Origin of the sequence: Micromonospora sp. M71_S20, assembly GCF_003664255.1 — a bacterium.
Lineage (GTDB): Bacteria > Actinomycetota > Actinomycetes > Mycobacteriales > Micromonosporaceae > Micromonospora.
Genome location: NZ_RCCV01000004.1, coordinates 528,295 through 538,819 on the forward strand (window position 1 = coordinate 528,295; position 10,525 = coordinate 538,819).

Annotated in this window: 9 protein-coding genes; all 9 read left to right on the forward strand. The window is 71.3% G+C overall.

Features of this window, described 5'->3' with window-relative positions:
* The first annotated feature begins 49 nt into the window (after nt 1-49).
* The 9 genes from DER29_RS31410 (at nt 50) to DER29_RS31450 (ending at nt 10,508) form a co-directional block, all read left to right on the forward strand.
* Entirely contained in the window at nt 50-1,747 is a 1,698-nt protein-coding gene (locus DER29_RS31410; protein WP_121401235.1) for an AMP-binding protein, read from the forward strand.
* A 57-nt stretch (nt 1,748-1,804) separates the two neighbouring features.
* Entirely contained in the window at nt 1,805-2,989 is a 1,185-nt protein-coding gene (locus tag DER29_RS31415; protein WP_121401236.1) for an acyl-CoA dehydrogenase family protein, read from the forward strand.
* Entirely contained in the window at nt 2,986-4,011 is a 1,026-nt protein-coding gene (locus tag DER29_RS31420) for a bifunctional MaoC family dehydratase N-terminal/OB-fold nucleic acid binding domain-containing protein (RefSeq protein ID WP_121401237.1), read from the forward strand. Before DER29_RS31415 ends, DER29_RS31420 begins: the two co-directional genes overlap by 4 nt.
* Nucleotides 4,011-5,138, forward strand: coding sequence for an acyl-CoA dehydrogenase family protein (locus tag DER29_RS31425; protein ID WP_121401238.1), 1,128 nt, complete (start codon nt 4,011-4,013; stop codon nt 5,136-5,138). The genes DER29_RS31420 and DER29_RS31425 overlap by 1 nt, the downstream gene beginning before the upstream one ends.
* Entirely contained in the window at nt 5,135-5,560 is a 426-nt protein-coding gene (locus DER29_RS31430; RefSeq protein ID WP_199729631.1) for a MaoC/PaaZ C-terminal domain-containing protein, read from the forward strand. The genes DER29_RS31425 and DER29_RS31430 overlap by 4 nt, the downstream gene beginning before the upstream one ends.
* 1 nt (nt 5,561) lies before the next feature.
* Nucleotides 5,562-6,743 carry a lipid-transfer protein gene (locus DER29_RS31435; RefSeq protein ID WP_121401239.1) on the forward strand — a complete coding sequence of 394 codons (1,182 nt, stop codon included), beginning with the start codon at nt 5,562-5,564 and terminating at the stop codon, nt 6,741-6,743.
* Between the two features lie 130 nt (nt 6,744-6,873).
* A complete protein-coding gene (locus tag DER29_RS31440; RefSeq protein ID WP_121401240.1) occupies nt 6,874-8,448 on the forward strand; it encodes an ABC transporter substrate-binding protein in 1,575 nt (524 codons plus the stop codon).
* Between the two features lie 144 nt (nt 8,449-8,592).
* Nucleotides 8,593-9,534, forward strand: a complete 942-nt coding sequence (locus DER29_RS31445) for an ABC transporter permease (RefSeq protein ID WP_121401241.1) — start codon at nt 8,593-8,595, stop codon at nt 9,532-9,534.
* Nucleotides 9,531-10,508, forward strand: a complete 978-nt coding sequence (locus tag DER29_RS31450; protein ID WP_121401242.1) for an ABC transporter permease — start codon at nt 9,531-9,533, stop codon at nt 10,506-10,508. Before DER29_RS31445 ends, DER29_RS31450 begins: the two co-directional genes overlap by 4 nt.
* Nucleotides 10,509-10,525 lie beyond the last annotated feature (17 nt).

Sequence of the window (10,525 nt, forward strand, 5' to 3'; positions counted from 1 at the left end):
TTGTTATTGCTGGTCCGCATCCGACGACGAACGAGACGGAGCGACGTCAATGACGACTCAGACTTCGGTAGCCCGAATCTCGGGACCCGCCGTCTTCGGCGACGTCGTACGCGGGCGCACGGGTGACGATCATCCGGGGCTCCTCTTCGAGGGCCGCACCATCTCGTGGGGCCAGGTCGTGCAGGAAGCCGCCGACCGGGCCGCCGCCCTGGCCGACGTGCCCCGGCCCGAGGACAGGCCGCTGCACCTGGGGGTGCTCCTGGAGAACACCCCCGACCACGTGTACTGGATCTGCGCGGCCGCGCTGTCCGGCGCCACCGTCGTCGGGATCAACCCGACCCGACGCGGCGCCGAGCTGGCCCACGACGTGCGGCACACCGACTGCGACCTGCTCATCACCGAGGACCGCCTCGCCGGCCTCGTCGACGGGCTCGACCTGGGCATCCCCGCCGGGCAGGTACGCAACATCGACTCCCCGGAGTACGCCGCCTGGCTGGCCCGGCACGCCGGCGCGCCGGTGCCCACCGACGAGGTCGACCCCGGCGCCAACCTGCTGCTCCTGTTCTCCTCGGGCTCGACCGGGGCCCCCAAGGCGGTCATCTGCTCGCACAGGCGCCTCGCCGCGGTCTCCGAGGCGCTGCTGGCCCGCACCGAGCTGACCCGCGACTCGGTCAGCTACCTGTCGATGCCGCTGTTCCACGGCAACGCCGTCATGCTCAACCTCGGGCCCGCCATGGTCTGCGGCGCGACGATCTGCATGGTCCGCAGGTTCTCCGCGTCCGGCTTCGTGCGCGACGTGCACGAGCACGGCGTCACCTACTTCAACTACGTCGGCCGGGCCCTCGCCTACGTGCTGGCCCAGCCGGTCGACCCGCGCGACGCGACGAGCACGCTGCGTCGCGCCGTCGGCACCGAAGCCTCGGCCGCCGACATCGCCCGCTTCACCCGGCGCTTCGGCGCCGTCATCTCCGAGGGCTACGGCTCCAGCGAGGGCGTCATGCGGATCAACCGCACCCCCGAGACGCCCGACGAGGCGCTCGGCGTGGCCGTCGCCGGCGCCGAGATCAAGGTCATGAACGAGGCCACCGGGCTGGAGTGCCCGCCGGCCAGGCTCGACGGGACCGGACGGCTCGTCAACGCCGAGGAGGCCATCGGCCAGCTCGTCGGAGTCGGCATGGCTGCCCGGTTCGAGGGCTACTACAAGAATCCCGAGGCCGCCGCCGAGCGGGTCCGCGGCGAGGACTTCTGGTCCGGGGACCTGGCCTACCGCGACGCCGACGGCTACTTCTACTTCGCCGGCCGCTCCTCGGACTGGATCCGCGTCGACAGCGAGAACTTCGCCGCCGGACCCGCCGAACGGATCATCGAGCGCTGGGACCGGGTGGCGGTCGCCCCCGTCTTCGCCGTGCCCGACCCGCGCACCGGCGACCAGGTCATGTGCGCGCTCCAACTGCGTGGCGGCGCCAGCTTCGACCCCGAGGCGTTCACCGCCTTCCTCGACGAGCAGGCCGACCTCGGCACCAAGTGGCGGCCCCGCTTCGTGCGGATCGTCACCGAAATCCCCACCACGGGCAACAGCAAGGTCGCCAAGCAGGTCCTGCGCCGTGCCGCCTGGGTCACGACCGACCCCGTCTACGTCCGGGACGGCGCGTCCACCGCGTACCGCCCGCTCACGACGGCGGACGTCCAGGAACTCGAGAAACAGTTCGCCGACAACGGGCGCACCGCGCTCCTGCCGGCCACCTGACCCGCCGGCCCGCCCGGCACACCGACGGGTGCCCCACGCCCCGAGAAGAGGACATCCATGTACCTGGAGTACACCCCGGAGCATCGAGAGCTGAGCCGGGAGCTGCGCGCCTACTTCGCGCGCCTGCTCACGCCCGAGGTCCGCGAGGCGCTCGGCGGCACCAACGAGGACCGCCCGGCCTACCGCGAGATCATCCGTCAGATCGGCAGGGACGGCCTGCTCGGGCTCGGTTGGCCCAAGGAGTTCGGCGGCCAGGGTCGCCCGGCGATCGACCAGTACATCCTCTTCGACGAGATCAACCGCGCCCAGGCGCCGTTCCCCTTCGTCACCATCAACAACATCGGCCCGATGCTCATGCGCTACGGCACCGAGGAGCAGAAGCGCACCTACCTGCCGGGCATGCTCACCGGCGACGTCATCTTCGCCATCGGCTACAGCGAGCCGGGCTCCGGCACCGACCTCGCCTCGCTGAGCGCCAAGGCCGAGGCCACGCCCGAGGGCGGCTGGGTCGTCAACGGCCAGAAGGTCTTCACCAGCGGCGTCAGCCAGGCCGACTTCGTCTGGATGGCCGTGCGCACCGACCCCGACGCCCCGAAGCACAAGGGCATCACCATTCTCATCGTGCCGACCTCGGACCCCGGCTTCAGCTGCACGCCGATCGCCACCAGCGGCATCACCCACACCAACGCCTCCTACTACGAGGACGTGCGCGTCGGCCCCGAGGCCCTCGTCGGCGAGGTCAACGGCGGCTGGCGCCTCATCACCGGCCAGCTCGGTCACGAGCGGGTGGGCCTGGCCGCCATGGGTGGGCGCACCGAGCAGCTGTGGACCGACGTCGCCGCGTGGGCCGCCGAGCCCGACGCCGACGGGATCCGCGTCCTCGACAAGCCGTGGGTGCGCACGGAGCTGGCCCGCGACTACGCCGAGCTGACCGCGATGCGCCTGCTCAACTGGAAGATCGCCGTCGTCGCGGAGGGCCAGAACCCGGCCCCCGCCGCCGCGTCGGTCGCGAAGGTCTACGGCACGGAGACCCACGACCGGGTCTGCCGCAACCTCGTCTCCGTCGTCGGGCCCCGCGCGACCCGGCGCCCCGGCGCCCCGGACGCCGTCCTCGGCGGACAGCTCGAGGCATACACCCGCGGCTCCTACATCAACACCTTCGGCGGCGGCACCAACGAGGTGCTGCGCGACATGATCGCGGTCGCCGGCCTCGGCATGCCGAGGAAGGGACGGTCCGCATGAGCACCACGACGCGGACCCCGGCCCCCGGGACCACCGACGAGGATGCCTTCCTCGCCCGGCTGCGCGAGTTCGTCGGCCTCGAGGCCACGCCCACCCGCCACGCGCAGGACGCCGTCAACCAGGCGATGATCCGCCACTTCGTCGAGGCGATGGGCGACGAGAACCCCGTCTACGTCGACGAGCAGGCCGCCCGTGCCACCGGCCGCGAGGGTGTCGTCGCCCCGCCGCCGATGCTGTCCACCTGGCTCATGGTCGGCTACAGGGCCCACATGGCCGCCGCCGCGGGCGCCGCGCCGGACACCCCCATGGCCCGGCTGCTCGCGATCCTCGCCGAGGCCGGTTTCGTCGGGGTCGTCGCGACCAACGACGAGCACGAGTACGTGCGCGAGCTGCGCCCGGGCGACGAGATCAAGATGGCGACGGTCATCGAGGACGTCTCCCCGCGCAAGACCACGGGCCTGGGCACCGGCCACTTCATCACGACGCTGCGCACCTACACCGACCAGGACGACGAGGTCGTGGCTCGCCAGCGCTTCCGCATCCTGCGCTTCGACCCGTCCGGCGTCAGGCCCGCCGCTCCGGCCGCCGCCGACCCGGCGCTGCGGCACAAGCCGTTCATCCTGCGCGACAACGCCTTCTGGTTCGAGGCCGCCGCACAGCGTCGCCTCGTCATCCAGGCCTGCACCGACTGCGGCACGCTGCGCCACCCACCCGGCCCGACCTGCCCTTCCTGCCACTCGTACGCGTGGCACGAGGTCGAGGCGAGCGGACGGGGCACGGTGCACAGCTACGTCGTCAGCCACCACCCGAAGGCTCCCGGGTACGACTACCCGCTCACCGTCGTGCTCGTCGACCTCGAGGAGGGCACGCGCCTCGTCGCCGACTTCGTCGGGGCCGCCGACGAGGTCGAGATCGGCATGCCCGTGCGGGTCGACTGGCTCGACTACGACGAGAACCTCACCCTGCCGCGTTTCCGGGCCGCGACCTCCGCATCGGAGCCCGCCGAAGAGGAGGAGAACTGATGGACTTCCAGCTCGCCGAGGACCAGGTCACAGTCAACGACCTGGCGCGCGACGTCTTCTCGCGCAACGGCGACCCGCAGCGCCTCTTCGAGGTCGAGGCCGGGCAGGACCGCTTCGACCGCGTCCTGCACCGCGACCTGGCCGAGTCCGGCGTCCTCGGGCTGCTCGTACCCGAGGAACACGGCGGCGCCGGGCTGGGCCTGTGGGAGGTCGCCGGGATCTTCGTCGAGCAGGGGCGCACGCTGGGCACCGTACCGCTGTGGGAGACCCTCGTCGGCGGCGTCCTGCCGTTGGTGCGCTACGGCGACGCCAAGCAGCAGGCCGAGTGGCTGCCCCGCGTCGCCGCCGGGGACACGGTCCTCACCGTGGCCGTCGACGACCTGGCCGACGCCCGGCCGTACGGCGCCCGCGTCCGCGCGCGGTCCGGCGCCGGGCCCGGCGGTGGGGGGATCACCCTGAGCGGCACCGCGGTCGGCGTCCGCTCGGCGCACCTCGCCGACGCGATCGTCGTCCCGGCCACCGACGAGGAGGGTACGGTCGGGCTCTACCTCGTGCCGACCGCCGGCGCGGGGGCGCGCCGCGACACCTTCGAGCGCACCGACCGGGGGCTCGCCTCCGACGTGCACCTCGACGGCGCCGCCGCGGAGCTGCTCGCCGAAGGTCCGGGGGAGGACCGGATCGACTGGCTGCTGCGCCAGGTCTGGATCGCCGTGGCCGCCCTGCAGAGCGGCATCAGCCAGGCCGCCGTGCGGCAGGCCGCCGACTACACCTCCGGGCGCGAGCAGTTCGGTGTGCCGATCGCGACCTTCCAGGCCGTCGCCCACCAGATCGCCGACTGCCACATCGACACCGAGGCGATGGAGGTCACCTACCTCAACGCCCTCTGGCGCGAGACGACCGCCCGGCCGCCCCGCGCGGCCGTACACGTCGCGAAGTACTGGGCCGCCGAGGCGGGCGACCGCGTCGCGCGCACCGTGCAGCACGTGCACGGCGGCATCGGTGCCGACGTCACCTATCCGATCCACCGCTACATGCTCTGGACCACCCAGCTGGCCAACACCGCCGGCTCGGGAGCCTGGCACCTGCAGCAGCTCGCGGACCTCGTCGACGCGGGGGAGCAGCTGTGAGCGGCACGCAGATCACCATCGGGCAGGTGAGCGTCGGCGACACGCTGCCGGAGCTCGAGATCCCGCTGACCCGGACCCTCATCGTCGCCGGCGCCCTCGCGACCCGCGACTACGAGGACGTGCACCACGACCCGGCCCAGGCCGAGCGTCGCGGCACCCCCGACACCTACATGAGCATCAACAACACCAACGGGCTCGTCGGCCGCTACGTCACCGACTGGGCCGGCCCCGCCGCGCGCATGGTGCGCCTGAGCACCCGCCTCGGGGTGCCGAACTTCCCGGGTGACGCGATGCGGCTGACCGGAGAGGTCGTCGGCGTCGAAGAGGACACCGTGCGCGTCGCGGTGCGTGGCACGAACAGCAAGGGCGCGCACGCCGTCTCCGAGGTGACCGTGCGCCTGCCCCGCGGAACGGAGCAGTGACGTGACGTCCAACTTCCTGTCGGGGCGCACCGCGATCGTCGGCATCGGCGCGACGGAGTTCTCCAAGGACTCCGGCCGCAGCGAGCTGCAGTTGGCCGGCGAGGCCGTCTCGGCCGCCCTGGCCGACGCGGGCCTGAGCCCCGCCGACGTCGACGGCATGACGACCTTCACCATGGAGACCAACCCGGAGAACCTGGTCGCCCGCAGCCTGGGCATCCCCGAACTGAAGTTCTTCTCCCGGATCCCCTACGGCGGTGGCGGCGCCTGCGCCCCCGTCCAGCAGGCCGCCATGGCCGTCGCGAGCGGCGTCGCCGACGTCGTCGTGGCCTACCGCGCCTTCAACGAGCGCTCCGGCGTCCGCTTCGGGCTGGGGCCGCCGCCGGCGAAGACCCAGGCCACCTCGGACAACGAGTACCGCTCCTGGGTCAACCCGTACGGCCTGCTCACCCCGGCCCAGCACACCGCGATGTTCGCCCGTCGCTACATGCACGAGTACGGCGCGACCAGCGAGGACTACGGTCGCGTCGCCGTGCTCGCCCGCAAGCACGCCGCGAACAACCCCAGGGCGTGGTTCCACGGCAAGCCGCTCACCCTCGAGGAGCACCAGGCCTCCCGCTGGATCGCCGAGCCACTGCACCTGTTCGACTGCTGCCAGGAGACCGACGGCGGCCAGGCGATGGTCGTCGTCAGCGCCGAGCGCGCCAAGGACCTGCCCGCCACCCCGGCCTACATCGTCGGGGCGGCCCAGGGCATGGGACCGGACCAGTACCAGATGGTCAGCTACTACCGCGAGGACCTGACCCGGATTCCCGAGGTCGAGCTCTGCGCCCGGCAGCTGTGGGCCCAGTCGGGCCTCGGACCCGCCGACATGGACGCGGCGATCCTCTACGACCACTTCACCCCGTACGTGCTCAACCAGCTCGAGGAGTACGGCTTCTGCGGTCGCGGTGAGGCCAAGGACTTCATCGCCGACGGCAACCTCGAGGTCACCGGCTCGCTGCCGACCAACACCCACGGTGGCCAGATCGGTGAGGCCTACCTGCACGGCACGAACGGCGTCGCGGAGGGCGTCCGCCTCGTCCGGGGGACCTCGACCAACCAGCCCGACGGCGTACGCAACGTCCTCGTGACGGCGGGCGTCGGGGTCCCGACCAGCGCACTGATCCTCTCCGCGGAGGGCTGACCCGCCGCCACACGCCCTGAAGGCCAGCGCATCGACCCACCAATCCCACCGATCCCGCCGGGCAGCCGTCGGGGGACAACACCACCTCTCGATCGGCCGAGCGATTCGGCTCGTGTTTGGAAGGATGAGAATGGGCGTCAAGAACAAGGCCAGGCGACGCGTGGTCGCGCTGATCGCCGTCGGGGCCCTCGCCGTGGCCGGCTGCAGCTCACCGGAGAGCTCCGGCACCAACGGCGCTGGCCAGGGCGAGATCGACACCTCGGCCGTGCTCAAGTTCGCGTCGGCGGGTCCGCTGCGCGACCTCGACCCGGCCGTCCAGACGAGCTACGGCGCCTGGGGCTACCTGTTCCTCGTCTGGGACCGGCTGACCATGCTCGACAAGGACGACAAGATCGTCCCGGGCCTGGCCAAGGAGTGGAACTTCGTCGAGGACGGCAGCGTCCTCGAGCTCAAGCTGCGTGACGACGTGAAGTTCCACGACGGCACACCGTTCGACGCCGAGGCCGTCAAGGTCAACATCGAGCGCGGCAAGACCCTCGCGGCCTCGACCCTGAAGAGCGAACTCGCCGACATCGAGTCGGTCGAGGTCGTCGACAAGACGACCGTGCGCCTCAAGCTCATCAAGGGCAAGGGCGTCCAGCTCCCCGCCTCCTTCACCGGCACGGCCGGCATGATGGTCAGCCCGAAGGCCATCACCGACGGCGTCGACATCAAGAACAAGCCCGGCACCGCCGGCTCCGGCCCGTACATCGCCACCGAGCTCGTGCCCCAGGAGAAGCTCGTCCTCAAGCGGGCCGACAGCTACTGGGACCCGAACGTCGGACGCCTCGGCGGCATCGAGCTTCAGCGCGTGCCCGACGCCGCCGCCCGCCTCAACGGCCTGCAGAGCGGCCAGGTCGACCTGGCCCCGCTCAGCTCGGCCGGTGAGATCGCCACGGTCGAGAAGATCGTCACCCCGGGCAGCGGCCTGCAGCAGCACCAGGTCAAGTTCAAGAACCTCGTCGGCGTCTACCTGCGCGCCACGAAGGGCGACGTCGCCAAGCCCGAGGTCCGCCAGGCGATCGCCCACGCGGTCGACCCGGCGGCGATCAGCGCGCTCTTCAGCGGCTACTGCACGCCGACGCGCCAGCTCGTCGGCGAGACGGACCCGAGCCGCATCCCGAACTACACCTACCCGTACGAGTTCAGCGTCGACAAGGCCAAGGCCCTGGTGCAGCAGGCCGGCGGCGCCAAGGTGTCCATCACCTTCGCCGCGGGCACGAACGCCGAGCAGCCGGCGAACGTGGTGCAGGCGTCGCTGAAGGCCATCGGCATCGACGCGACGCTCAACCCCGTGCCCAACACCGAGAACGAGCCGCGCTTCATCGCCGGTGACTTCGAGCTGATGGTCGCCACGTCGTGGAGCCCGAAGGCCGACCCGGCGGCGACGGTGAACACGTACCTGCTGAACACCTACAAGCTCGCCGCGGACCCCTCGCTCGTCGCGGCCAAGGCAGCCGAGGCCGGCAACCCCGCGTTGTTGATGGACAAGCGCGCCCCGCTGTACCACGACATCTGGAAGACGACCCTCGAGCAGGCCTGGTACGTGCCGCTGTGCAACCAGACCAACGCGACCGTCGCGAAGGGGAACGTCGTCGGCTTCGACAACATCCCGATGTCGAACATCGGCATCTGGGACCTGCGCAACATCGCGGTCAGGAAGTGACCGTCCGCTCCTGACCACCCGGTGGTGTCGCCGCCGGACCCACCCGCTGCGGCGGGGCCGGCGGCGACACCTCACCGGCCCCGCCCGGCACCGAACCGGGCGACCGGCCAGTCCCAGGCACCACGCCCAGAGTCGAGGTAGGACATGCTCCGCTACGCCGGCAGGCGACTACTCGCGGCAATACCCCTGCTGTTCGTCGTCCCGCTGCTCGTGTTCGTCCTGATCGAGTTCGCCCCGGGGGACCCGGCCGCCGTCCTCGCCGGTGACGAACCGACCCCGGAACGCGTCGAGGCGATCCGCGAGGAACTCAACCTCAACGATCCGGTCCTCCTGCGCTACCTCATGTGGATCGGCGACGTCGTCCGCGGCGACCTCGGCACGTCCTTCCTCTCGGACCAGACCGTGACCGAGCTGCTGACGCGGCGGATGGCCACGACGATGTCGCTGGTGCTCGTCGCGATGATCTTCGCCATCGTGCTCGGGGCCACCCTGGCGCTCGTGGCCACGCTGCGCTCCGGCGGCATCGTCGACCGGGTCGTCAACTGGTTCGCCTCGATCTCGATCGCCATCCCGGGCTTCTGGTTCGGCCTGGTGCTCGCCTCGGTCTTCGCGGTGGGGCTGCAGATGTTTCCGGCGTTCGGCTACCAACCGCTCTCCGACGGCTTCTGGCCGTGGCTCTCGCACCTCATCCTGCCCGGCATCGCTCTCGGTCTGCTTCCCGCCGCCGAGGTGACCCTGCAGCTGCGCTCGGCGCTCGGGCAGGTCATGAGGACCGACTACATCCTCAACGCCGAGGCCAAGGGTCTGTCGCGCGCCAGCGTCGTGTTCAAGCACTCCCTGAAGAACGCGTGCATCCCCGTCATCACCGTCCTCGGCTTCCGCGTCGCGGAGGTCCTCGCCGGATCGGTGACCATCGAGATGATCTACAACATGCCGGGCCTCGGGCGCACCGCCGTCGAGGCCGTGCAGGGGCGCGACGTGCCGGTGCTGCTCGGCTTCGTCCTGTTCAGCACCACGATCGTCGTGCTCGTCAACCTCATCGTCGACATCTCCTACGGCTACTTCAACCCGAAGGTGCGGTCATGAGCACGAACCGGCCCCCCGCGTCCCCGGTGCCGGGGAGCGAATCACCCGACGTCGGCGTGCCCGGCGACGGCCTCACCGAGACCGTCCTCACCGAGGTGCCCACGGCGGCCATCGGTACGGGTGCCCCGGAGCCGGTCGCCGCCCCCGGCATCCTCAAGAGCATCGTGCGTCGCCCCACGACGATCGTGGCCGGTGCCTTCCTGCTCGTGCTGACCCTCATCGCGATCTTCGCACCGGCCCTGGCGCCGTACGACCCCGACGTGCAGGACCTGTTGCAGCGGCTCAAGCCGCCGAGTGCCGAGCACTGGCTGGGGACCGACGACTACGGCCGGGACGTGCTGAGCCGGCTCATCTTCGGGGCGCGGGTCTCGCTCTGGGCGGCGCTGCAGGCCGCGGCCGTCGCGCTCGTGCTCGGCCTGCCCCTCGGCATGATCGCGGGCTACCGCGGCGGCTGGGTCGACACGATCCTCACCCGCGTCATGGACGCGCTCATGAGCGCTCCGTCGCTCGTGCTGGCCATCACCATCGTCGCCGTCCTCGGCTCCGGCATCACCAACGCGATGCTCGCCATCGGCCTGGTCATGGCACCGCGCTTCTTCCGGGTGGCCCGCGCCGGCACGATGGACGTGCGGCACGAGACCTACATCGAGGCCTCGATCGCCCTGGGCTGCAGCACCCTGCGTACCGCGGTGCGGCACGTGCTGCCCAACGTGCTGCCGCCGATCATCCTCGTCATCTCGGTGTCGTTGGGCAGCGCCGTCGCGGCCGAGGCGAGCCTGAGCTTCCTCGGGCTGGGCGTCACGGCCCCCACGGCCAGTTGGGGCTCGATGCTCTCGACGGCCTCGTCGAACATGCGTCTCGCGCCGTACCTCGTCTGGCCGCCCGGCGTGATGATCTTCCTCGCCGTCCTCGCCTTCACCTACGTCGGTGACGGTGTCCGTCGCGCCCTCGTGCGCACCCGGTCGGGCAACTGACCGGCCCGGCCTCCACC

What these genes read in the sequence shown, in the direction of transcription:
- DER29_RS31410 (WP_121401235.1), top strand. Translation starts at nt 50, where the DNA reads ATGACGACTCAGACTTCGGTAGCCCGAATCTCGGGACCCGCCGTCTTC.
- DER29_RS31415 (WP_121401236.1), top strand. Translation starts at nt 1,805, where the DNA reads ATGTACCTGGAGTACACCCCGGAGCATCGAGAGCTGAGCCGGGAGCTG.
- DER29_RS31420 (WP_121401237.1), top strand. Translation starts at nt 2,986, where the DNA reads ATGAGCACCACGACGCGGACCCCGGCCCCCGGGACCACCGACGAGGAT.
- DER29_RS31425 (WP_121401238.1), top strand. Translation starts at nt 4,011, where the DNA reads ATGGACTTCCAGCTCGCCGAGGACCAGGTCACAGTCAACGACCTGGCG.
- DER29_RS31440 (WP_121401240.1), top strand. Translation starts at nt 6,874, where the DNA reads ATGGGCGTCAAGAACAAGGCCAGGCGACGCGTGGTCGCGCTGATCGCC.
- DER29_RS31445 (WP_121401241.1), top strand. Translation starts at nt 8,593, where the DNA reads ATGCTCCGCTACGCCGGCAGGCGACTACTCGCGGCAATACCCCTGCTG.
- DER29_RS31450 (WP_121401242.1), top strand. Translation starts at nt 9,531, where the DNA reads ATGAGCACGAACCGGCCCCCCGCGTCCCCGGTGCCGGGGAGCGAATCA.